This window comes from Pontibacter flavimaris, assembly GCF_001907195.1.
Classification (GTDB): Bacteria; Bacteroidota; Bacteroidia; order Cytophagales; family Hymenobacteraceae; genus Pontibacter; species Pontibacter flavimaris.
Genome location: NZ_LVWA01000012.1, coordinates 149757 through 170815, shown reverse-complemented (window position 1 = coordinate 170815; position 21059 = coordinate 149757). Strand labels below are relative to the sequence as shown.

The window sequence follows — 21059 nt, the reverse complement described above, 5'->3', positions numbered from 1 at the left end:
CATCATTACTCATTATTCATTACCCGCTCCAAGTCCTCGGGGGTGTCGATGCCGATGGTTTCGTGGTGGGTGAGGGCCGTGGTGATGCGGAAGCCGTGCTCCAGCCAGCGCAACTGCTCCAGCGACTCGGCCAGCTCCAGCGCGGAGGGCGGCAGTTGCGTGATCTGCTCCAGGATATCGGCGCGGTAGCCGTAGATGCCAATGTGCTTGTAGTAGGTGTGCTGCTTGTGCCAGATATCGCTGGGCACGTTGCGGCAGTAGGGGATGGGCTGCCGGCTAAAGTATAAGGCCTCCCTGGACTGGTTCAGCACCACTTTCGGCGAATTCACATTAAAAAGCTCCTCGGCCGTCTCCACCTTTTTTACCAGCGTGGCCAGCTGCGTCTGTGGTCTTTCGAAGCAACGCGCCACCAGGTCTATCTGCTCCGGATGTATAAAAGGCTCATCGCCCTGAATGTTGATGATGTACTCGTAAGGCTGGTTGTGGAGCTTGTAGGCCTCAAAGCAACGGTCGGTGCCGCTCTGGTGCTGGCTGCCCGTCATCACGGCCTTGCCGCCAAAGCCCTGCACGTGATCCAGAATGCGGGTATCGTCCGTGGCTACTATCACCTCCGCCAGGCTCGATTTCTTCGCCTGCTCGTACACCCGCTGGATCATACTCTTGCCTTGGATGTCGGTGAGGGGTTTGCCCGGGAAACGGGTGCTGGCGTAGCGCGCCGGGATGATGCCGAGTACTTCCATACTTCTGAGGTTTGGGATGAACTCAAAGGTACACAAGTATGGCCATTTATCCAGCGGGAAGGGTTTAGCAGCGGGCAGTTTTCTTTTTCCCCCTCGGCCGTTGTTCCACTTTCTCTATGTAGGCAAGCGCGTCCGGCACCTTGCAGGCTGTTCCGCCCATATCTACCTGCACTTTGCCCACTTGCCTGGCTACGGTTTTGGCCTGCTCTGCTAGCTGGGGCACAAAGGTAGCGGCGGCAATCACAAAACCATTCATAGTATAGCGCACGCGGTTGGGTTGCTGCTGCAGGGTGTCGGCTACGCGTTTAAGCAGCCGCTGCAGGTGGGGCAGGTCGAGCTCTTCATCCGGTTTTATACTTAGCAGATGGATGACGGTGGCCCAGCCGGCGGCGGCTATACTTTCTTCAGGCGATTCTATCCACTGCAAGGCTAACTCCCATCCGTAATCCGACTCGGCCGCCACCCCGGCTACGGCATGCTCGCTCAGGTAGTACCAATAGGCCTTTTGCACCCACTCCTGGAGGTCTTCTCTGGTCATGGCTTTCTCGTCGGCGATGAGGCCGGCCAGGTACATGGCATCGGAGTTGCCGGTGCTGTAAAGCTCCTTGCTGAGGGCATGGTTCTTTCTGATTTTCTTCTGCAGCGGCTTTAGGTCGCCTACTCTTACGCCAAAGAAAGGCTCGCGGGCGCCGTGTTTGAGGAGGGTGTTCTTGGTGCTGCTGTTGCCGAGGGATTCCAGCTGCTGCATTACTTCGGTCAGGGTCATGGGTGATAGGATCTAGCTTGTCTGTCAATATAATGCAAAGCAGCGGTTTAGGCAAAAGTTGCTGCTATTACTCGCTCTCCGGGTCGCGCGAGGTGAACAGCAAGAGGCTGGAAAGTATGGAAAGACCAAGGAAAAGGTATTTTTTCATAAACTACCGGTAAAGCTATACTTAACAGAGTCTGCGGAAAACCAAATGGTTGCATGCAGCGGTGAGAAAATGCAGGATAGCTAGAGCGCCTCTACCGAAAGTATACGAACGGCGGGCAGAACGCGTGGCTGTGGCAGCATGCCGCAGCGGCGGTCGATCGGGTCCGGAAGTATTCTATACGTTAGCCGTACGCCACTGCTGTCCTGGGCTTTATACTTGTGCGGTATGGCCTCCTCGTTCTCAGGCAGGTACCGCTTGCCGGCAATTTCTACCTCAAAGCCACAGCCATCCGCGGCAATCTCACCGGTCCAGTAAAGGGTGGCGGCGGCACTGTGGTTCAACTCAGTCAACTCGTCCTGCCGCGCCTCTTGCTGGCAGGAGGCGATGAGAAAGAGGAAAGCAGGCAAGAGGATCCGTTTCATACTTTACAAGTTAAGGTTAGCGCCTGCGGAGTTCCAAAATTTTAACCGTGTTGATCTCTATGCCAGCCATGCAAAACCGCTCTTTTTTGTGGAAATTGATAATCCGAACTTCTACCTCCGTGGGCGAATCTTCCCTATAAGAGCTGCTGATGGCCTCTTCGTTGAGCGGCTTATGGTCCATTTCCCCTATACGCAGCATATAGCCGCAGCCATCTACGGCATAGTCCCCCATCCAGACAAGGGTGGCGTCCACGGTTTCTACCGTTGCAGAGGTATCTTCCTCCTTTTCACAGCCGGAGCAAAGGAAAAGTATACTTGCCAGCAGGGGTAGCAGCGTCTGTTTCATACTTGTCTCTTTTATAGAAGAGCCCGGTTTGGCTGTTGGGGTTGCAAGGGGGAGGCTGGAAGTGCGAAAAAGCTTCGTTAGTTCAATTCCTGGCAGCCGGAGGTGGTGTATACTTTACAGCAGCTCTAACCGGTGGAGGAGAAATGTACTTCATTAATGCCGTGGCTTTTGACAACCTCCTGCTGCTGGCAACCGGCAAGTATAACTGCAGCTACAAGTATAAAGTAGAGTTGTTTCATACCGGGGTTTCGATCTTCTTCACCCGCAGGGCAAAGGTGCTCTGGTCAATTACCTGCACCACGTCCCCTTTCTCGATAAAGCCGTCGCGGGCCTGGGCGTCGTAGAGGGTGTCGTCTATCATCACGCGGCCGGAGGGGGTCATGCGGGTATGGGCAACGCCGGTTCTGCCGATCAGGTGATCGGTGTTGTTGGCCGAGCGGTAGCCTTCGTTGCTGTGGAAGGTGCTTTGCAGCACCACATGCCGCATGGAGCGGCTGTTGAGCAGGTGGTTCCAGGTCAGCCCGATCACCACGGCAGCCCCCACCATGCCGGCCACTACCGCCACAATGCTTTTCATCAGGTTCTCAGAAGGCACAAAGGTAAAGTCGAATAGGTCGTTGTTCACCATCATCAGCACCAGCGAGACCACGGTGAGCGAAATGCCGCTGATGCCGGCTATGCCAAAGCCGGGAATGACGAGCACCTCCAGCAGGATAAGGATAATGCCGGCCACAAACAGCAGGATCTCCCAGTTGGCAGCCAGGCCGTTGAGGTAATAGGGCACCAGGTAAAGTATACCGGCCACAATGGCGGCAACGAGCGGGAAACCCACACCCGGCGTCTGCAGCTCAAAGTATAAACCGCCCACTATAACGAGCAAAAGTATGCCGCTGATAAACGGGTTCAGGAAAAAGGAGATGATGCGGTCGGTGGTGCTGAGCTCGTAGCGGATCACCTCCGCATCCTGAAGGTTGAGTTGCGCCAGCACCTCGTCTACAGAAGTGGCTGTGCCCTCACAAAAGCCATACTTTATAGCCTCCGATGTGGTGAGGCTGAGTACCTGCCCGGCAGAAAGGGTGCTGTCTACACTGGCCTCTACCATAGCTTCCGCCAGGTGCGGGTTACGGCCGTTGGCCTCTGCCGTGGAGCGCATGATGGAGCGCATGTAGCTCTGGTACTTGCCCGGTGCAGCCTGCCCGTCAGCGCCTACCACGGTGGCGGCGCCGATGTTGGCGCCCGGGGCCATGTAAATGCTGTCGCAGGCCAGGGAGATGAGGGCACCCGCCGAGGCGGCATCCTTGTTAATGAACACATACACTGGCTTGGGGAACTCGAGGATGCGCGTACGGATCTCGTCGGCATCGTTCAGGGCGCCCCCGAAAGTGTCCAGCTCCAGCAGCACATGGTCTGCCCCGCGGGCCGTGGCCTCCTGCAGGGCCAGCTCCACGTAGCGGTTGGTGCGCGGGTCAATCTCCGACTTCACCTCCATCAGCAGCACCTTAGGCCTTGCCTGCTGCGCGGCGGCAAGCAGGGGCAGCAACAGGAAAAGCAGTAGGGTGTAGCGGGGCAGATACCGGAGCTTTGGGTATATTTCCATAAATTTGCGGCAGGTTAAGAATCAGGTTCAGCAGATAAGATACTAAAATCCCCAAGCATATCATACCAATCCTTTTTACATACGATTTTCAGGCCCCTGTGTGGCGGATGCGCCTCGACAGCAGTACCGCCTGCCTGGCCCTGGAGGTGCGCGACCCCGACCTGCTGCTCACGCGCTTCTATACCCTCGACACCCATACGTATACTTTGCAGCAGCTGGACCTGCCGCAGGCGAAGGCCTGGTGGCAGGGACTGGAGGATGCCGAGCACGGCCACGTGTACGTGCACGGCTACGGCAACCGGCAAATGGGCCAGCACAAAGGCATTGCAGCCTTCAGCGAGGCGGGCTACGGCAAAGTATGGGAGGCGGAGGAGCTGGCTTTCTATGGCATCGCGGCAGCCGGCATATTGGCCTATAACCCGCAGCAGCCAGAGCTGCCGCTGCTCGCGCTGAACCCGCAAACAGGGAAGTCCACAGGCATCACCTACACACAGCAGCAGGCCGCGGAGGAGGTGGCGCGTCATAGCCAGACCCGCCTCGGCCATTGCCTGTACCCGGTGCTGTACCGCGAGGGAGAAGTATACTTTGAGCAGGTGCAAACGTTCTTGCAGGAGCAGCTGCAGGTGCAGCCCGTGCAGGCCCTGGAGTATGCCGAGACGCAAAACTGGCTGGTAGTGAGTTTTTATACCTCCGGTGAGGAGGGTAAACTGCAGAACGAGCTGGCTGTTTTCGACCTGGAGGGAAAATTGCACCGAAAGATGAAAATTGCAAGTGATTTAAATGGGTTTGGTTCAGATACTTTTTTTATCTTTAACCACAAATTATATTACATCCTCAATAAAGACATTCTACAGGTTTTCCAACTTTTAGCCTAGCCCCTTATGTTACGAACTTTATTACTTTCTCTTGTAGCAGTGCCTGTACTCTCTTTTTCGGCTAATGCGCTGGACCTCACCGCCGTACGCGACTCGGTGGGTGTGGAGCGCAAGGGCGGGAAGCTCTTCGTGCAGCACAAAGTGGAGCCTAAGGAGACGCTCTATGCTCTCTCCAGAAAGTATAGCATTCCGGTTGCACAGATCGTGGAGGCCAACCCGGGGGTGCAGACAGCCATCAAAATAGGGGAGGTCGTGCTGATTCCGCGCGGCCTTGTGTCGCTGGCAGCCACTGCCCCGAAGAACACGGCGCCGGCAGCCAGCAACCGCACCTACACGGTGAACAGCATCGGCAACAAGCTGCACACCGTGGAGCCCAAGCAGACGCTTTACTCGGTATCGCGCATGTACAACATCTCGGTAGAGAACCTGAGGTTCTGGAACAAGCTGCCGGGCAACACCATTGAGATCGGCCAGGAACTGATTGTGGGGGTAGGGGAGCCAACGCCGACCCAGAAGCCGCTGTACATGCCCGAGCCGGACGATGAAATGACGAAAGGGGCGGACTCCAACGCCGTAGCCTCGGCCGGACCAGCCAACCCGGCGCCCGTGAACGCCACGCCAGTGGTTGTGACCACGAAGGAAAGAGTGATGGAGGAGGAGGAGCCCGAAGAGGATGCCTCTCCCGCTGGTATGAACAAAAGGATCGAGGCTGGCATGGCCGAGATGATCGACCCGAAAACAAACGATACGAATAAATACCTGGCATTGCACAAAACGGCCCCTGTCGGCACTATTATGCAGGTGAAGAACGCCATGAACGGGCAAGTGGTGTATGTGCGCGTTATCGGGAAGCTGCCGGAAACGGGCGAGAACGAGCGTGTGGTGGTGCGTCTGTCTAAGAAGGCCTACCAGAAGCTTGGCGCTGTGGATCCCCGTTTCAGAGTGGAGCTTTCCTACATGCCGTAAGCATCTGCCAAGTATAAGGTATAGGCAAGTAGACGTATTAAGTATAAAAGGCGAGTACGGTTTTTCCGGCTCGCCTTTTTTGTGCTTTTAAATAAGGTGTATAGCTCACAGCCCGACAGTATTATACTTTGGTTGCTGTTAGAAAGTATGCAGCCTGCATTTTTAACGTTATGACAGCAGGCAAGTATAGCTCCATCTGATTAGCTACTAGATCCTACTTATACATCTAAGTTACGATTTACTGATGCAGTGCAGGTGTAAACCCACCCCTAACCCCACCCAGGAGGGGAATCAGCTACTCTTTCGCAAAATTCCCCTCCCTGGAAGGGTAGCGGTGGGTTAATCGCAACTTGAGTTTATACTCTTGCAGGTTGAGTTGATTGGAAAGTATGGGAGCCATTAAGCGAGTCCGGAGATTCACTCCCACAGTGCGTCACCGGTTAGATACCGGCGCCAGAGGCCAGATTATACTTTCAAACTGATGCTCATTTTCCCTATCCGACACCTCCTGACATGAAAAAGGCGGCCCTTTCACAGAGCCGCCTTTACTTTTATACTTTATACTTTTCGTCACTTCGGATCATAGGCCCACTTGAGGTAAATGGCGCCCCAGGTAAAGCCGCCGCCGAAGGCTGCCAGCACGATGTTATCGCCTTTCTTGAGTTGGTTCTCATACTCCCACAGGCAAAGCGGAATAGTGCCGCTGGTGGTATTGCCATACTTGTGGATGTTCAGCATCACCTTTTCGTTGCTAAGGCCCATGCGGTTGGCCGTTGCCTCGATGATGCGCTTGTTTGCCTGGTGCGGCACGAGCCAGGCCACGTCCTCGCCCGTCAGGTGGTTGCGCTCCATGATCTCCGCCGATACGTCGGCCATGCCCTTCACGGCGAATTTAAACACCTGCTGGCCCTCCTGGAAGGCAAAGTGCTCCCGGTTCTGCACGGTCTCGAGCGTAGCCGGTCTGCGGCTGCCTCCGGCCTTCATGTAGAGGTACTGCGCGCCCGTTCCGTCCGACTTCAGGATAGAGTCCTGGATGCCCAGCCCCTCCGTGTTCGGCTCCAGCATCACGGCGCCGCCGCCATCCCCGAAGATAATGCAGGTGGTGCGGTCGGTGTAATCCACGATAGAGGACATCTTATCAGCCCCCACCACAATCACTTTCTTGTACTGGCCCGACTCCACAAATTTGGAGGCAGTGGCCAGCGCGAACAGGAAGCCCGAGCAGGCGGCCTGTATGTCGTAACCGAAGGCGTTCACCGCGCCCACCTCAGCCGTGATCAGGTTGGCTGTGGCCGGAAAAACCATGTCCGGGGTGGTGGTGGCGCAGATCAGCAGGTCTACTTCCTCCGGCTTTGTATTCGTTTTCTTGAGCAGTTCCCTTACCGCCGGCACCGCAATATGCGACGTACCCTTGTCTTCACCCTTCAGGATGCGCCTCTCCTTGATACCTGTTCGTGACGTGATCCACTCATCATTGGTCTCCACCATCGTCTCGAGCTCCTTGTTGGTGAGCACGTAATCTGGTACATAGCCACTTACACCGGTAATGGCGGCAGTAATCTTACTCATTTGCTAATTCTGTTAAGGTGATAAAGATTAAGTGGGGCAATTTAATAAAAAAAACTTGGCATAGCCTGTCAGTTTCTTCAAAAAGAATCTTTTAACAGATTATGCCAAGTATGAAATGCGTTTGCGGGCTTGCGCCGGCTATGTTACTCGCTGTAGTGCTTCTTAAAGCGCTCCCAAACTTTGGTAGAAGCCATTTTCTGGGCCTGCAGCACCATGTGCTTCACGGCCGTAGGGCTGGAAACACCATGACCGATCACCACGTTTCCGTTCACGCCCAGGATAGGGCTGCCGCCTTCCGCCTCGTAGTTAAACTTGTCGAAGAAGGGGTCGTGGATGCCTTTGTGGTTGAGGATGTCGTAGATCGACTCGGCCATTTTCAGGATGATGTTGCCGGTGTAGCCGTCGCACACAATCACGTCAGCCTTGTCGTTGAAGAGGTCGCGGCCCTCAATGTTCCCGATAAAGTTGAGGCTTGTGTTGGCTTTCAGGCGCTGGTAAGCCGCCTGGATAACCGTGGTGCCCTTGCCTTCTTCCTCCCCCAGGTTCATCAGACCCACCTTAGGATTTGGGATCTCGAGCACATACTTGGCGTAGATATAGCCCAGCATGCCGAACTGCTCCAGCACCTCGGGCTTGCAGTCCGCATTGGCGCCTACATCCAGCATGATGCCGTACCCGCCGCCTAGTTTCGGAACAAAGTTAGCGATAGGTGGTCTCAGGATACCCTCAATTGCTTTTACGCTGAACATGGACCCTACCAGCATGGCCCCGGTATTACCGGCGCTGCAGAAGGCATCGGCTTTCTGCATTTTAAGCAGGCCGTAGCCTATGGATATGCTGGAGTCGGTTTTCTGTGTCAGGGCCTTGGTGGGGTGTTCCCCCATCTCAATTACCTGGCTGGCGTTTACAACTGTGATGTTGTTGCCGGTGTAACCATATTCCTTGAGCAGACTGCTGACCACGTCCTCCTTGCCAATAAGCAGGAGGCTTGTGCCTTCGTCTATCTCCTGAGCAGCCAAAATAGCACCCTTCACAATTGCTTCGGGTGCATAATCACCGCCCATGGCGTCTAAAGCGATTCTCATCTAATAGGGGGTGTTAAAATTATACAGAGCTAAAACTAAAGCAGGCTACTGCTTACTGGGCGTTAGTTGTATAATTTTTGATAGCCAGTTTGCCTTTGTGGTACAGGTCGCCGTCTACCACGTAAGCATGGTGGAACAGGTGTGGCGTGTCTGTGGTAGGGCAAATTGCAATGGCTTTTTCAGAGAGACCCTGATGTGTTCTTCTCTTATCTCTTCTGGTCTTCGAAATCTTACGTTTTGGATGTGCCATTTTTAGTTAATGATTTACTTGCGTTTATACTTTATACTTCTGAATTTCTATTAGTTCAGGTTTCGGAGGGCGTCCCAGCGCGGGTCCGTGTCATCCTCGTCGTCCTCATCCTCGTCTGTGTCCGAATCGTCGCGGGAGCTGTAGATCAGGATATCCCGATCGTCCTCTTCCTCATCCGCTTCTTCCTCCACAAAGCGTGGGTGCAGCTTCTTCATTGGCAGGGCCAGCCCGATGTAGTCGTACAGGTGCTGCGCAATGTTGATGGCCTGCGTGTTGGGCGTTATCTGCCACAGGTCGTCGGCCAGTTCTGCGTTCTCGTCCCCATACTTGATGCGGAACGTGGCCTGCACATCCAGCGGGTGGTCAAACTCCTCCAGACTCCTGTCGCAGGTCAGGCGCACCTGGCCCTTAATGTCGAAGTGGAAGGTAAGCAGCGACTCTGTCTTATCCAGCTCCACATCGGCTTTCATGTTACCGCCAAGTATGATGTCTTTGCCGAACTCCTCAAAAAAAGCGTCGTCCAGCTGAAACTCATACTTGTGTTTCCGGTTACTGAGCTTGGCAATGCCGATTTCGTAATCTCTTAGCTTCTTCACCCCAATCGACTCTTTATTGCAAGGTTGCAAAATTAGAACTTAATTCTGATAAATAAAATACCCGGCCTTAATTATACTGCAGGATTTGCCTCCAGCTGGCGCATGCGCACAATGTCGCAGGCTAGGAACAGCGCTTCGCGGAAAGAGGTTTCATGGGCAATGTGCTTTGCTGCAATATCATAGGCCGTGCCGTGGTCGGGCGAGGTGCGCACAATGGGCAGCCCGGCCGTGTAGTTCACGCCGCTCTCAAAGGCCAGCGTTTTAAACGGAATCAGCCCCTGGTCGTGGTACATGGCCAGCACGGCGTCTACCTGTTTGTACTGCTGCATGCCAAAAAAGCCATCGGCCGGGAACGGGCCGAACACCAAATGGCCGCGCTCCTTCATCTGCAGAATCGTCGGGCGGATGATCTCCATATCCTCGGTGCCCAGCAGGCCCTGCTCGCCGGCGTGCGGGTTGAGGCCCAGCACGGCAATGCGTGGCTTCAGAATACCGAAGTCGGTGCGCAGCGACTGTTGCAGGATGGTCAGCTTGCGGATAAGCAGCTGCTCGGTGATTTTGGCCGATACATCCTTCAGGGGCATGTGCCCGGTGACGGTGGCCACGCGCAAATCGCCGCTCACCAGCAGCATCAGGCTCTCCGGCGCATCAAAGTAGGAGGTGAGGAACTCGGTATGGCCCGGAAACTTAAACTCCTCAGCCTGTATGTTGTCCTTGTTGATAGGGGCCGTAACCAGACCGTCCAGTAAACCAGCCTTCAGATCCCGGGAGGCGGCCAGCAGCGAGTCCAGCGAAGCCTTGCCTGACTCCGGGGTGGGCATGCCGGGGTTCAGCTCCAGGTCGTGGTCCCAGCAGGAGATCAGGTTTACCTTGCGCGGCGCCAGGGCCTGCGCCGAGTCTACCTGCTGGTAATTGAAGTGCTCGGAGTGCAGCGACTTGCGTACGGCGTTCAGTACCCCCGCAGAGGCGTAGATCACCGGTGTGCAGTAGTTGAGGATGCGGTTGTCAGACAGGGTCTTCACGATCACCTCCGGGCCGATGCCGTTGGTGTCGCCGATGCTGATGCCTAGCTTTATTTTATACTTGTTGTCCATGTGTGGTTATCGTGCCAATGCGCTAAGGTAGTTGTAAACGAGGCGCACGCAGGTGCCCGTGCCCATTTTGCCGCGGTAGGAGTCCTCGCCCTGCAGGTAGGCCGTGCCGGCGATGTCGAAGTGCACCCACGGGTAGCTGGTAAACTCCTCCAGGAACTTGCCCGCCGTGATGGCGCCCGCATCAGCGCCGCCCAGGTTCTTCAGGTCCGCCACATCCGACTCGATCTGCTTTCTGTACTCGTCCCACAGCGGAAACTCCACCAGGCGCTCATGTACGTTCTCCCCGGCTTTTCTCAGGGCGTTCATGGTCTCATCCCCGGCCGTGCCCATGGCCACAGAAGCCTCCTTGCCAATCGCACGCATCGCGGCACCGGTCAGCGTTGCGAAATCCAGCACCAGCTCCGGATTATACTTTTTGGCAAAGGAGAGGGCATCGGCAAGTATAAGCCGCCCTTCAGCGTCGGTGTTCAGCACTTCCACGGTCATGCCGTTGAACATCGTGATCACGTCGCCGGGGGCCACAGCCTGTCCGCCGGGGCGGTTATCGGTGGCGGGCACCAGGCCGATCACGTGCAGCGGCAGCTTGTTTTTGGCCACCGCGTAAAGTATACCGGCCACAGCGGCAGCGCCTGCCATATCAGATTTCATGAAATCCATGGAGTTGGGTGTTGGCTTCAGGCTCAGGCCGCCGGTATCATACACCACGCCCTTGCCCACCAGCACGTAGGGCTTCGTGTTTTTGGCGTTCTGCGGTTTCCACTCCATAATGGTGAAGGTGGCCGGCTCCTCGCTGCCCTGGTTCACGGCCAGCAGGCCACCCATCTTCAGCGACTGTATCTGCAGCTCGTCGAGCACCTCTGTCTTGAAGCCTGCTTCCTGGCCCAACTCCACCAATTGCTCGCTAAACTGCGTAGCCGACTGGTGGCTGTGCGGTTCGTTTACCAGGTCGCGGGCCTGCACCACAGCCTCCAGTACATGGGCCAGTTCCTGCACCTGCTGCTCGGTTACCTGCGCATCGGCCAGGGTTATACGTTGCAGCGGGCTCGGCTTGGCATCCTTGGTTTTATACTTTAAGAAAGTATGGTTACTCAAATAAATGCCTTCGGCCAAGTATAAACCGGCGCCGGTTTCTGTTTTATCAAGTATGGTGATGTCTGCTACTTTATCCGCCTTCAGCTGCTTCAGCAACGTATGGCCTGCCTGACGGATGGCTTCCTTGCGGGCGTTCTCGGTCTTGCAGTCAGGAACTACCACCACATACACGCGGTGCGTATAGCGGTTCAGGAAGATAATTTTGGCCTCCTGCTGTACCTGCTGCTGCACATACGCCTGCTCTCCGGGCTGCAGCTCGGGGAGCTGTGCCGCCTCGCCGGCCGCCGTTAGCAGGGCCAGGTCGGTGTTTCCCGCGAAGCTTGTATCGTATTTAAGTTGTGTAGGCATCTGTCGTTCGTATCTTTGTTGCGCAATATAGTAAGTATAAAACGTAATACGAAAACGGCACCGCCGCGGCAGTTTCCGGAATCGTACTCAATTAAAGTATAACGGCTGCGGGCTGAAAAGTATACTTTGTACCCGCAAAACCATAAGCAACACAACGTGAGTAAGGTAAGACCCAAGAAGCACCTGGGCCAGCATTTCCTGGTTGACCAGAACATCGCGATAAAGATAGTGGAGCAACTCACGCTGCCCGGCGGCGTGCGGGACGTGCTCGAAATTGGGCCCGGCATGGGCGTGCTCACACAGTACCTGTTGCAGCACCAGGAGTACCGCACCACGGTGGTGGACATCGACCGGGAGTCGATCGCCTACCTGCAGGAGCACTTCCCGCAGCTCGGCGACCGCATCATCTCCGCCGACTTCCTCAAAACCGACCTGAGCACGCTCTTCCCGGGCAAGTTCGCTGTCATCGGCAACTTTCCTTATAATATATCGAGCCAAATCTTCTTTAAGGTGCTCGAGCACCGCGATGTGGTGCCGGAGGTGGTGTGCATGATACAAAAAGAGGTGGCCGAGCGGCTGGCCTCGCCGCCGGGCTCCAAAGCCTACGGCATCCTGAGCGTACTGCTGCAGGCATTTTATACGATTGATTACAAGTTCACGGTAGGAGAGAAGGTATTTAACCCGCCGCCGAAGGTGAAGTCGGCGGTGATAAGCCTGGTGCGCAACAACGTGGAGCGGCTGGCCTGCGACGAGAAGCTTTTCCACCAGGTGGTGAAATTAAGTTTCGGAACCCGCCGCAAGACGCTACGTAACTCCCTCCGAAGTTATAACTTGCCGCCCCAAGTGCAGGCCCTGCCTGTTTTCGACAAACGCGCCGAGCAGCTTTCGGTGCAGGACTTCGTAGAACTGACACAACTGATAGAGCAGAACATAAAGCAATAGTATGCAGGTAGAGATCACACGTGAGTATATTGAGCAGGTAGAGGAGGCCATTGCACGCCAGGACCGGGAGTATATCCTGAGTACCATGGACGAGATGCACCCTGCCGATATCATCACGGTGCTCTACGAGCTGGATGCTAACGAGTCGCGCTACATCCTGGACATGCTGCCACCGGAGATAGGCGCCGAGATCCTGAGCGACCTCGACGAGGACATCCGCAACGAATTCCTCGACAAGTTCACAAGCCAGGAGATCGCCCGCTACATCAACCTGATGCACTCCGACGACGCGGTGGACATCCTCAACGACCAGTCGGTGCAGACGCGGGAAGAGGTGATCGCCCACATCGACAACGACGAACAGACTGCTGCCATTCTGGACCTGCTGCACTACGAGGAGGACTGCGCCGGCGGTCTGATGGCAAAAGAGCTCATCAAAGTAAACCTGAACTGGCGCGTGCGGCAGTGTATAGAGGAGGTGCGCCGGCAGGCCGAGCGGGTGGCCCGCATCTATACCGTATATGTGGTGGATGATCGCGATAAGCTACTGGGCCGTGTCAGTGTAAAGCGCCTGCTCCTTTCCAAGGACGATACGCTGGTAAAGGATATCTACAGCGAGGACGTGATCTCCATAGAGTCGTACAAAGACGAAGGCGAGGTAGTGAGCGTAATGCAGCGCTACGACCTGGAAGCCATTCCGGTGATTAACATCCAGGGGCGTTTGCTGGGCCGCATCACCATCGACGACGTGGTGGACGTGATGCAGGAGCAGGCCGAGCTCAGCCGCCAGCTCATGACCGGTATCACCGAGAGCGTGGAGGAAGACGACAGCGTGCTGCGCATCTCGCGTGCCCGCCTGCCCTGGCTGATCATCGGCATGGTAGGCGGTTTGCTGGCGGCGCACTTCATGGGTTTCTATGAGGATGACATTGCCATGCTGCCTGCCATTGCCCTGTTTGTGCCGCTCATCACGGCCACGGGCGGGAATGTGGGTATCCAGTCCTCCTCCATCATCATCCAGACGCTTTCCTCCAACGAGGTGGTTTTCGACAACATTGCCCAGCGTTTGCTTAAGGTGGTGCTGGTGGCCCTGCTCAACGCACTCATCATATCCATACTTGTGTTCTCGGCCACCTACCTGTTTAAGAGCGATCTCACGCTGGCGGTGGTGGTGTCGGTAGCGCTGTTCTCGGTGGTGATGCTGGCCTCGCTGATGGGCACCATCACCCCGATGATCCTGGATAAGTTTGGCATCAATCCCGCCGTGGCCGCCGGCCCGTTCATCACCACCGCCAATGACCTCTTAGGCCTGACCATTTACTTTGGTATCGCGCATGTGCTGTATAGCTTATAGATATAGCTCATGTCAGTTCTTTTTCAAACGCGTGTTTATGTTTCAGGTCGGGAGAAGCCTGATCTGACAAACTATGCGATTATATCTATGTTGTTAGGCATTGTTTTTTATCTTTTGTGGCCTGATAGCTGGTACTCTATACCATTTCTCGTCTTTGGAGCCGGCCTGATGTATTTCCAACAATTCTACCTTGACAGCGGAAAACAAAAGCTATACGGCTACTTAGGAAGATACTTAACTATAGAAAGAGAGGGTTTACGTATTAATGGTGCTTTTTATCCTTTTTATGAAGTTATGGATCTGACAGTGAACGTTCTAGATCATGATGGAGAGGAAAGGATATCGGCTTATGCAGTCTCTGTGCAAGCAGGCGTGGATAATTCATTAGCCTTTACGTTTAAAGGTCAAAATTTTAAATTCCCTTTTCACCTTAGCTCCAAACACCACCAGGCTGAATTATGGGATGCTTTAAATACTTTGCATATTATTAATGGAACTGAGGTGAAGGCTTTCTATAAAGGAAAGACAGCGAAGCTGAACTGAATTTACCCAAATTATACTTTAACTACCCCGTGCCTACAAAACGCTACACTTCCACAGTACTGATCATCGACGAGATCCACCCGAGCATTTTCCCGATGCTGGAAAGTATAGGCGTGGAGGCCGATTATCGGCCAGGCATAAAGCCGGAGGAGGTGCGGGAGGCGCTGCAGGGCTTCGAGGGGCTTATAGTGCGGAGCAAGATGCACATCACAGCGCAGACGCTGGAACTGGCCCAAAAGCTAAAGTATGTGGCAAGGGCCGGCGCGGGCGTGGATAATATCGATCAGTTGGCGCTGCAGGAGCGGGGCATTATACTTCTGGCTGCCAACGAGGGCAACAGCCAGGCGGTGGGCGAGTTTACTGTCGGGCTGCTGGTGTCGCTGTTGCGCAACATCTCGCGGAGCCACAGGCAGGTGCAGCAGAAAGTATGGCTGCGCGAGGAAAACCGTGGCGAGGAGATCTTCGGCAAGACAGTGGGCATTATCGGCTTCGGAAACATGGGGCAGAGCCTGGCGCGCACGCTGGCGGGCTTCGGTTGCCGCCTGCTGGCCTATGACCGCTTCGCACCGGAGAAGATCAGCGGGCCGGTGGCGCGCGTATCGCTGGAGCAACTCCAGGCTGAGGCAGACATCGTAAGCCTGCACATCCCGTTCATACTAGAGAACCTGTCCTTCGCCAACGAGGCCTTCTTCAGTGGCTTCAGCAAACCGGTCTGGTTCCTGAACACCTCACGCGGCGATGTGGTGGACCAGCAGGCGCTGGTGCGGCACCTAAAAGCGGGAAGTATAAAAGGCGCCGCCCTGGACGTGCTGGAAAATGAAAAGCTTCATACTTTAACAGCGCAGCAACAGCAGGATTTCGACTACCTGGCCTCAGCGCCGAATGTAATTTTAACCCCCCACATTGCCGGCTGGACGCACGAATCCTACGTAAAGATAAACGAGGTGCTGGTGCAGAAAGTGCAGCAACTGCTGGCGAAGTAGCAGCTGCTTATACTTACCTGATCGGCTGGCAGCCTAAGGACGGGTGCGGTTTTAGCACAGAAAAAATTTTAAGCAGGATATCATAAATATTTTTATCTTTGCTTTACTTACGCTGTGAGGGAGGAGCCCTTCCGGCGATCAGGAAAGCAAAAAGTCAGGCTTATGCTAAACGGGGAAGCAGCTTTATTTTACCTGCCGCCTCACTGGAAAAGATTTAAATAATTTTACATATTTGGCAAAGAGAACGGTTATGCAGGCCATAACCGTTCTCTTTGTTTTTGTGTTTTAAAACGTGAAAACCTAATTATGAGCAAGTTCAATTATTACACTGCTGAAGGGCTGCAAAAGCTGAAAGACGAGTTAGCAGAGCTCAAGACAAAGGGCCGCTCTGAGGTGGCCCGCCAACTGGCCGAGGCACGCGATAAGGGCGACCTGAGCGAGAACGCCGAGTATGATGCCGCCAAAGACGCCCAGGGACACCTGGAACTGAAGATCTCCAAGATGGAGGAGATTGTGGGCAACGCACGCCTCATCGACGAGTCGAACCTGGACGCCAGCAAGGCGCTGATCCTCTCCAAAGTAAAGATCAAGAACCTGAAGAACAACATGGTCGTTGATTATACTTTGGTAGCCGAGGAGGAGGCCGACCTGGCAGCAGGGAAGATCTCCGTGAAGTCGCCGATCGGCAAGGGCCTGCTGGGCAAATCGGTAGGCGATGTGGCCGAGATCACGGTGCCGGCCGGAAAAATAAAATTTGAAGTATTAGAAATCAGTCGCTAAACTATGGAAGCCTCGCTATTCACCAAGATCGTAAACGGGGAGATACCGGCCTACAAGGTGGCCGAGGACGACCGCTACCTGGCCTTTCTGGACGTGTTCCCGACCGCCAAGGGCCATACCCTGGTGATACCGAAGCAGCAGATCGACTATATCTTCGACCTCGACGATGAGCTATACCTGGGCCTGATGGCCTTCGCCAAGAAAGTGGCGGCCGCCGTGGAGAAGGTAGTGCCCTGCGAGCGCATAGGCGTAGCCGTGGTAGGCCTGGAAGTGCCGCACGCCCACGTGCACCTCATCCCGCTCAACAGCATGCAGGATATGAACTTCGCTAACAAAAAGCAGTTCAGCAAAGAGGAGTTCGAGGAGACCGCTCAGAAAATAAAGCAGGCTTACGACGCTTTGTAGAAGATATCTGGAAAAAGAAATTTGGGAGAGCCGGCGCTGCAGAAGCGCCGGCTCTTTTTGTTTTGGTGGATTCTATCTGATGAGTAATCGCTGCTCCCGAGTAGGAGAGGGTATTAGTGCCGGGTCCAACCACCCCTAACCCCTCCTTATCCAAGGAGGGGAGCTTTTCAGCACAGGATTACATCCCCCAGCCCCCTTCAAAGGGGGACTTATACTTGTTCCATAGCAATGACCGTGGCTATCGAATCTGAACCCAGTCCTTGGGTTGAGCGCCTTGTGAGATCCGGTGCCCGTCAAGGGCAGCCGTAGCGCAGCGGAGGCAGGAGGGAACACAGCGCGATACCAAAGAGAGTTTACCCCGATGCATATCGGGGAGCCCTCTCGGGCTTGAGAGCACCAAAGCAGGAAATGCAACAGTAGGCTTGTGGGAACTAGAGGATCAGCGGTTGCTAGTAAGTATAGCTTAGTTCAAGTGGAAGGAAGCAGCAGCTAGGAAAGTATAATGAAGTATAGCTCAAGTGTACAGTATAATTCGTGCAAGTATGAAAGTATGGCTCTTCAAGCCAGTCAAGTTACAAACTTGACACCATAGTAAGACACAAGTCTGAAGACTTGCGCCATGAGAGGAAGCGGCTAAAATAGGCAAATCTACAGGCGCCCGGCTGCGCCAGGAATAGCTTATAGCAAGTATAAACTTACTTCCCCGCCAACCGATCCGGGTTATCCGTCAGAAAACTCTTCCAGGATTTCCCGCCCTGCTTGGCATTATTGCCTTTCTGGTAATGGTGGCAGAGCGCCACGCCCAGGGCGTCGGTGGCATCCAGCAGCTTCGGCACTTCCTGTATCTTCAGAATCTGCATCAGCATAGCCGCTACTTGCTCCTTGGAGGCGTTCCCGTTGCCGGTGATGGACTGCTTGATCTTCTTGGGCGCATACTCCACGTAAGGGATGTCGCGGGAGAGGGCTGCGGCGATGGCTACCCCCTGCGCGCGTCCCAATTTGAGCATGCTCTGCACGTTGGTGCCGTAGAAAGGCGACTCGATGGCCAGCTCGTCGGGGAGGTACTCGTCGATGAGCTGTATCATCCGGTCAAAAATTTTCTTTAACTTGATGGCGTGGTTACTGTAGCTCTTCAGGTGGATGACGCCAAACTGCAGCACCTGCACCTTAGCGCCAGTCACTTCGATCAGGCCGTAGCCCATTACCTGTGTGCCGGGATCGATGCCAAGGATGAGTTTGTGGGGTGGTAGTGCAGTAGAGTAAGCCATAGGGCGCAAAATTAAGACATTAACTTGAACATCAAGCCGCATAGAAAATTCCTTTTGGTCCTGGCAAAGGTGCTGGTGGTAGCGCTCACGCTGTTCCTGCTCTACCAGGCCATCTTTACGGCACCCGACACCCTGCTGAGTTGGGGCGGGATTTTAAGCAATGCGCTGCAGAGCCCGCTGCGCTTTCTATTTATACTTACAGCCGCCCTTATTCCTGTGAATTGGGGCTTTGAGGCGCGCAAGTGGCAGCTGCTGGGCCAAAAACTGGAGCCCATCTCGTTCTGGCGCGCCTACCGCGCCGTGATGGTGGGCCTTACGCTGGGCTTTATAACTCCCAACCGTTTAGGCGACTATGCCGGCCGGGTACTGGAACTGAAGAGCCGGCAGCGGCTGGAGGCAATCGGGGCCATCTTCATCGGGAGGTTCTGCCAGCTGGTGGCCACGGTGCTGGCCGGTTCGGTGGGTTTGCTATACTTTGTACTTGCCTTTGGCTGGCAGCGCTACCCCGGCGTGTCGCTGAGCGTTTTTGTGCTGCTGCTCTGCCTGAGCGGGGCCATGTTGCTGCTGCTCTACAACGCCAGGGCGATGGTGGCTGTGGTGGCTGCCATCCGGCCGCTGCGCAAGTTTGTGCCATACCTGTCTATTATGGGGACTTATACTTCCGGTGAGATGATGCGGCTGCTGTGGCTCTCGTTGGGGCGCTATGCGGTGTTCCTGGTGCAGTTTATACTTCTACTCATACTTTATGAGGTGCGCCTTAGCCCGCTGCAGTATATCAGTGGCGTATCGGGGACATTCTTCCTAAAATCGGTGGTGCCGTCGGTTAGCCTTATTTCTGATCTGGGGGTGCGGGAGCTATCGGCCATGTACCTGTTCGGGCTGCTGGGGCAGGAGCGCCTGCAGGTGCTCAGCGCCAGCCTCAGCCTGTGGCTGCTCAACATTGCGGTGCCCAGCGTGTTGGGTTTATACTTTGTGCTGCGCCTGCGCCTGGCCCGGAAAGGAGTGGCGGCATGACGTGGCTGCTCCTGCTCTCGCTGCTCTGGTACAGTTGGATTATTCTGAGTCGGTGGCTGGCCTGGAAACGTATGCCTGCTGTGGTTGCACCTCCCAGCTTTCAGCCCTCCACCCGCCTTACCGTCATCATTCCTGTCCGTAACGAAGCCGGAAATATCCTGTACTTGCTGCAAGACCTGGAGCGCCAGCAGTACCCCCGTGAGCTGGTGGAGGTGCTGGTGGTGGACGATCACTCGGATGACACAACGGCGGCCTTGGTAGAGCAATTCATACTTTCCTCCAGCCTTTCGGTGAGGTGTCTTCGCCTAGGTGATTATGCAAAGTATGGCGGAAAGAAAGCGGCCGTGCAGTTGGGGGTGGAGCAGGCCCGGGGCGAACTGCTGGTGTTTACCGACGGCGACTGCCGGGTAGGACCGGGGTGGCTGCGCAGCTATGCTTATCTCTACGAAACCGAGCAACCCTACTTCATCAGCGGACCGGTGAGTTTTCACCACACCCACACCCACTTCGAGCGGATGCAGTTGGTAGAGTTCTCCAGCCTGATCGGGATTGGGGGTGCTTCCATTGCGATGGGCCAACCCAACATGTGCAATGGTGCGAACCTGGCCTACCGCAAAGATATTTTCGAGCGGGTAGGCGGCTTTGCCGGAAACGAGAATATTGCCAGCGGCGACGATGAGTTCCTGCTGCACAAGGTGCACCAGGCATATCCGGGCCGGGCGAGGTTCCTGAGAGATGCTGAAGCAATGGTTTATACTTCGGCGCGCAAAACACTGATTTCCTTTGTACAACAGCGGGTAAGGTGGGCCAGTAAGTGGAAGTCTTATCAGAACCTGCGGGTGCAGCTGGTGGCGCTGTGTGTTTTCCTGGTAAACCTGCTGCTGTTCCTGGCCATACCGCTGGCTTTGTGGGGCAGCCTATCCATCCGGGTCTTTTTAGCGACGTATCTTACCAAGTTTGCCGTTGATTTCTTATTTTTAAAAGAGATAACTGATTTCCTGCAGGCGCGCCGCTACCTCTGGTACATGCTGCCGCTGCAGTTGGTATACATCCCATACGTGCTTGTTACAGCTGTTCTGGGCCTTTGGGGCCGCTACAACTGGAAAGGCCGAACCATCAGAACTTATGAGCAACAACGAGTTTGACATCCTGGACGAGCTATACTTTGTAACCTCGTACCCCGACCTTAAAACTACCCTTTCTTTAACTGATCAAGAGCTTTGTGCTGCTTTACAGGAGCTTATACAGAAAGGGTACGTCAGGATATTCTATCCTGACCCGGACACCGAGCATGCGTACGAGGAAGCCACTTTCGGAAAACATTGCCAGCACTACTTTTTCCTGGCCACCAAGGCTGGCCTGGTGGCGCACAACTCCATCTGAGCTGCAGAAGCGGCAGCATAGTACCTGTTCTGGGCTGCAAGCATGACCGCAGTTGCTACGTACGCTGCGCTAGCTGAAGAAATTTATTCTGATTTGTCTTCAAGTAGCTTCGTAAGTATGATATGTAAAGTAACTGATAAGCAGCCCGCTATGTGCTGTAAAGTGCTGATACTCGCTAGAGAAGTATAAAATGAAAGCTTTATCGCTAGTCTGGTGCGGATCCAAAAGCAGCCCAGCTATATAGTATGAATTAATATTGAGCGGAAGCAATTCAGGTACTGAGAGTTTCGGAGTGGCTGGTAATAATTCCCCTACTGCGGTCAAACAAGTGGGGCCTGGGTATCGTTATGGGCACAGGTTGGCAGCACCTTTGAGCCACCCGGCCAGGCAGCCTTTAGTGCGTTAGGGAAAGTGCGGCTTACCAAATCACCTGAGGAAAGAGGCGCGAGGTTTTACGTGAACAGCTGCCAAAGCTGGCCTTTTTTTTATATGT

Annotated in this window: 24 protein-coding genes; 11 read left to right on the top strand and 13 right to left on the bottom strand. The window is 54.9% G+C overall.

Going from position 1 to position 21059, the window contains the following annotated elements; genetic code table 11:
- Positions 1 to 5: 5 nt before the first annotated feature.
- From kdsB to A3841_RS18350, 6 genes are all read right to left on the bottom strand, one after another.
- Positions 6 to 740: a 3-deoxy-manno-octulosonate cytidylyltransferase gene (gene kdsB, locus A3841_RS18370; RefSeq protein WP_073854628.1), complete on the bottom strand. Its 735-nt coding sequence runs from the start codon at positions 738 to 740 to the stop codon at positions 6 to 8.
- Positions 741 to 804: 64 nt separating this feature from the next.
- Positions 805 to 1506 (bottom strand): DNA alkylation repair protein, encoded by a 702-nt coding sequence (locus A3841_RS18365; protein WP_073854626.1) that lies wholly within the window; start codon positions 1504 to 1506, stop codon positions 805 to 807.
- Positions 1507 to 1734: 228 nt separating this feature from the next.
- On the bottom strand, positions 1735 to 2076 hold the full coding sequence (locus A3841_RS18360) for a hypothetical protein (RefSeq protein ID WP_073854624.1): 342 nt from the start codon (positions 2074 to 2076) through the stop codon (positions 1735 to 1737).
- Between the two features lie 16 nt (positions 2077 to 2092).
- The gene (locus A3841_RS18355; RefSeq protein ID WP_073854622.1) at positions 2093 to 2422 is read right to left on the bottom strand and encodes a hypothetical protein; all 330 of its coding nucleotides are present in this window, start codon (positions 2420 to 2422) and stop codon (positions 2093 to 2095) included.
- A 125-nt stretch (positions 2423 to 2547) separates the two neighbouring features.
- Positions 2548 to 2661, bottom strand: coding sequence for a lipoprotein (locus A3841_RS20435; protein ID WP_170866234.1), 114 nt, complete (start codon positions 2659 to 2661; stop codon positions 2548 to 2550).
- On the bottom strand, positions 2658 to 4019 hold the full coding sequence (locus tag A3841_RS18350) for an NfeD family protein (RefSeq protein WP_073854620.1): 1362 nt from the start codon (positions 4017 to 4019) through the stop codon (positions 2658 to 2660). Before A3841_RS18350 ends, A3841_RS20435 begins: the two co-directional genes overlap by 4 nt.
- Positions 4020 to 4126: 107 nt before the next feature.
- Here A3841_RS18350 and A3841_RS18345 point away from each other — a divergent pair, with 107 nt between their 5' ends.
- The gene (locus tag A3841_RS18345; protein WP_235861508.1) at positions 4127 to 4894 is read left to right on the top strand and encodes a DUF4905 domain-containing protein; all 768 of its coding nucleotides are present in this window, start codon (positions 4127 to 4129) and stop codon (positions 4892 to 4894) included.
- Positions 4895 to 4900: 6 nt separating this feature from the next.
- Positions 4901 to 5860, top strand: coding sequence for a DPBB and LysM peptidoglycan-binding domain-containing protein (locus tag A3841_RS18340; RefSeq protein ID WP_083610427.1), 960 nt, complete (start codon positions 4901 to 4903; stop codon positions 5858 to 5860).
- Positions 5861 to 6430: 570 nt separating this feature from the next.
- Here the strand turns inward: A3841_RS18340 and A3841_RS18335 are convergent.
- The 6 genes from A3841_RS18335 to A3841_RS18310 all read right to left on the bottom strand — a co-directional run bounded on the left by A3841_RS18335 (position 6431) and on the right by A3841_RS18310 (position 11894).
- Positions 6431 to 7429, bottom strand: a complete 999-nt coding sequence (locus A3841_RS18335; RefSeq protein ID WP_073854616.1) for a beta-ketoacyl-ACP synthase III — start codon at positions 7427 to 7429, stop codon at positions 6431 to 6433.
- A 143-nt stretch (positions 7430 to 7572) separates the two neighbouring features.
- On the bottom strand, positions 7573 to 8514 hold the full coding sequence (gene plsX, locus A3841_RS18330; protein WP_073854614.1) for a phosphate acyltransferase PlsX: 942 nt from the start codon (positions 8512 to 8514) through the stop codon (positions 7573 to 7575).
- 52 nt (positions 8515 to 8566) lie between these two features.
- A complete protein-coding gene (gene rpmF, locus A3841_RS18325) occupies positions 8567 to 8764 on the bottom strand; it encodes a 50S ribosomal protein L32 (protein ID WP_073854612.1) in 198 nt (65 codons plus the stop codon).
- Positions 8765 to 8814: 50 nt separating this feature from the next.
- Positions 8815 to 9360, bottom strand: a complete 546-nt coding sequence (locus A3841_RS18320; protein WP_073854610.1) for a YceD family protein — start codon at positions 9358 to 9360, stop codon at positions 8815 to 8817.
- Positions 9361 to 9431: 71 nt separating this feature from the next.
- Positions 9432 to 10454, bottom strand: a complete 1023-nt coding sequence (pdxA, locus tag A3841_RS18315; protein ID WP_073854608.1) for a 4-hydroxythreonine-4-phosphate dehydrogenase PdxA — start codon at positions 10452 to 10454, stop codon at positions 9432 to 9434.
- Between the two features lie 6 nt (positions 10455 to 10460).
- The gene (locus A3841_RS18310) at positions 10461 to 11894 is read right to left on the bottom strand and encodes a leucyl aminopeptidase family protein (protein WP_073854606.1); all 1434 of its coding nucleotides are present in this window, start codon (positions 11892 to 11894) and stop codon (positions 10461 to 10463) included.
- Positions 11895 to 12050: 156 nt separating this feature from the next.
- Between A3841_RS18310 and rsmA the strand changes: the two genes are divergently transcribed.
- The 6 genes from rsmA (at position 12051) to A3841_RS18280 (ending at position 16901) form a co-directional block, all read left to right on the top strand.
- Positions 12051 to 12836, top strand: coding sequence for a 16S rRNA (adenine(1518)-N(6)/adenine(1519)-N(6))-dimethyltransferase RsmA (gene rsmA, locus A3841_RS18305; RefSeq protein ID WP_073854974.1), 786 nt, complete (start codon positions 12051 to 12053; stop codon positions 12834 to 12836).
- Between the two features lies 1 nt (position 12837).
- Positions 12838 to 14190, top strand: coding sequence for a magnesium transporter (gene mgtE, locus A3841_RS18300; protein ID WP_073854604.1), 1353 nt, complete (start codon positions 12838 to 12840; stop codon positions 14188 to 14190).
- 9 nt (positions 14191 to 14199) lie between these two features.
- A complete protein-coding gene (locus A3841_RS18295) occupies positions 14200 to 14733 on the top strand; it encodes a hypothetical protein (RefSeq protein ID WP_073854602.1) in 534 nt (177 codons plus the stop codon).
- A gap of 29 nt (positions 14734 to 14762) precedes the next feature.
- Positions 14763 to 15716 carry an NAD(P)-dependent oxidoreductase gene (locus A3841_RS18290; protein ID WP_235861479.1) on the top strand — a complete coding sequence of 318 codons (954 nt, stop codon included), beginning with the start codon at positions 14763 to 14765 and terminating at the stop codon, positions 15714 to 15716.
- Positions 15717 to 16022: 306 nt separating this feature from the next.
- Complete coding sequence (gene greA, locus A3841_RS18285; protein WP_073854600.1) at positions 16023 to 16496, top strand: transcription elongation factor GreA; 474 nt, start codon at positions 16023 to 16025, stop codon at positions 16494 to 16496.
- A gap of 3 nt (positions 16497 to 16499) precedes the next feature.
- On the top strand, positions 16500 to 16901 hold the full coding sequence (locus A3841_RS18280; protein ID WP_073854598.1) for an HIT family protein: 402 nt from the start codon (positions 16500 to 16502) through the stop codon (positions 16899 to 16901).
- Between the two features lie 695 nt (positions 16902 to 17596).
- On the opposite strand, the gene ruvC is transcribed toward A3841_RS18280, so the two are convergent.
- The gene (ruvC, locus tag A3841_RS18275) at positions 17597 to 18169 is read right to left on the bottom strand and encodes a crossover junction endodeoxyribonuclease RuvC (protein ID WP_073854596.1); all 573 of its coding nucleotides are present in this window, start codon (positions 18167 to 18169) and stop codon (positions 17597 to 17599) included.
- Between the two features lie 24 nt (positions 18170 to 18193).
- On the opposite strand from ruvC, the gene A3841_RS18270 reads away from it, so the two are divergent.
- Genes A3841_RS18270 through A3841_RS18260 form a run of 3 tightly spaced genes read left to right on the top strand, consistent with a single transcriptional unit; the run spans position 18194 to position 20566 of the window.
- Entirely contained in the window at positions 18194 to 19183 is a 990-nt protein-coding gene (locus A3841_RS18270; protein WP_073854594.1) for a lysylphosphatidylglycerol synthase domain-containing protein, read from the top strand.
- Entirely contained in the window at positions 19180 to 20328 is a 1149-nt protein-coding gene (locus tag A3841_RS18265) for a glycosyltransferase (RefSeq protein ID WP_073854592.1), read from the top strand. Before A3841_RS18270 ends, A3841_RS18265 begins: the two co-directional genes overlap by 4 nt.
- A complete protein-coding gene (locus tag A3841_RS18260) occupies positions 20309 to 20566 on the top strand; it encodes a hypothetical protein (protein WP_073854590.1) in 258 nt (85 codons plus the stop codon). The genes A3841_RS18265 and A3841_RS18260 overlap by 20 nt, the downstream gene beginning before the upstream one ends.
- Positions 20567 to 21059 lie beyond the last annotated feature (493 nt).

What these genes read in the sequence shown, in the direction of transcription:
- A3841_RS18345 (WP_235861508.1), top strand. Translation starts at nt 4,127, where the DNA reads ATGCGCCTCGACAGCAGTACCGCCTGCCTGGCCCTGGAGGTGCGCGAC.
- A3841_RS18340 (WP_083610427.1), top strand. Translation starts at nt 4,901, where the DNA reads ATGTTACGAACTTTATTACTTTCTCTTGTAGCAGTGCCTGTACTCTCT.
- ruvC (WP_073854596.1), bottom strand. Translation starts at nt 18,169, where the DNA reads ATGGCTTACTCTACTGCACTACCACCCCACAAACTCATCCTTGGCATC.
- greA (WP_073854600.1), top strand. Translation starts at nt 16,023, where the DNA reads ATGAGCAAGTTCAATTATTACACTGCTGAAGGGCTGCAAAAGCTGAAA.
- A3841_RS18350 (WP_073854620.1), bottom strand. Translation starts at nt 4,019, where the DNA reads ATGGAAATATACCCAAAGCTCCGGTATCTGCCCCGCTACACCCTACTG.
- A3841_RS20435 (WP_170866234.1), bottom strand. Translation starts at nt 2,661, where the DNA reads ATGAAACAACTCTACTTTATACTTGTAGCTGCAGTTATACTTGCCGGT.
- A3841_RS18335 (WP_073854616.1), bottom strand. Translation starts at nt 7,429, where the DNA reads ATGAGTAAGATTACTGCCGCCATTACCGGTGTAAGTGGCTATGTACCA.
- kdsB (WP_073854628.1), bottom strand. Translation starts at nt 740, where the DNA reads ATGGAAGTACTCGGCATCATCCCGGCGCGCTACGCCAGCACCCGTTTC.
- rpmF (WP_073854612.1), bottom strand. Translation starts at nt 8,764, where the DNA reads ATGGCACATCCAAAACGTAAGATTTCGAAGACCAGAAGAGATAAGAGA.
- plsX (WP_073854614.1), bottom strand. Translation starts at nt 8,514, where the DNA reads ATGAGAATCGCTTTAGACGCCATGGGCGGTGATTATGCACCCGAAGCA.
- A3841_RS18355 (WP_073854622.1), bottom strand. Translation starts at nt 2,422, where the DNA reads ATGAAACAGACGCTGCTACCCCTGCTGGCAAGTATACTTTTCCTTTGC.
- A3841_RS18310 (WP_073854606.1), bottom strand. Translation starts at nt 11,894, where the DNA reads ATGCCTACACAACTTAAATACGATACAAGCTTCGCGGGAAACACCGAC.
- A3841_RS18280 (WP_073854598.1), top strand. Translation starts at nt 16,500, where the DNA reads ATGGAAGCCTCGCTATTCACCAAGATCGTAAACGGGGAGATACCGGCC.
- A3841_RS18260 (WP_073854590.1), top strand. Translation starts at nt 20,309, where the DNA reads ATGAGCAACAACGAGTTTGACATCCTGGACGAGCTATACTTTGTAACC.
- A3841_RS18265 (WP_073854592.1), top strand. Translation starts at nt 19,180, where the DNA reads ATGACGTGGCTGCTCCTGCTCTCGCTGCTCTGGTACAGTTGGATTATT.
- A3841_RS18365 (WP_073854626.1), bottom strand. Translation starts at nt 1,506, where the DNA reads ATGACCCTGACCGAAGTAATGCAGCAGCTGGAATCCCTCGGCAACAGC.
- mgtE (WP_073854604.1), top strand. Translation starts at nt 12,838, where the DNA reads ATGCAGGTAGAGATCACACGTGAGTATATTGAGCAGGTAGAGGAGGCC.
- pdxA (WP_073854608.1), bottom strand. Translation starts at nt 10,454, where the DNA reads ATGGACAACAAGTATAAAATAAAGCTAGGCATCAGCATCGGCGACACC.
- A3841_RS18295 (WP_073854602.1), top strand. Translation starts at nt 14,200, where the DNA reads ATGTCAGTTCTTTTTCAAACGCGTGTTTATGTTTCAGGTCGGGAGAAG.
- A3841_RS18360 (WP_073854624.1), bottom strand. Translation starts at nt 2,076, where the DNA reads ATGAAACGGATCCTCTTGCCTGCTTTCCTCTTTCTCATCGCCTCCTGC.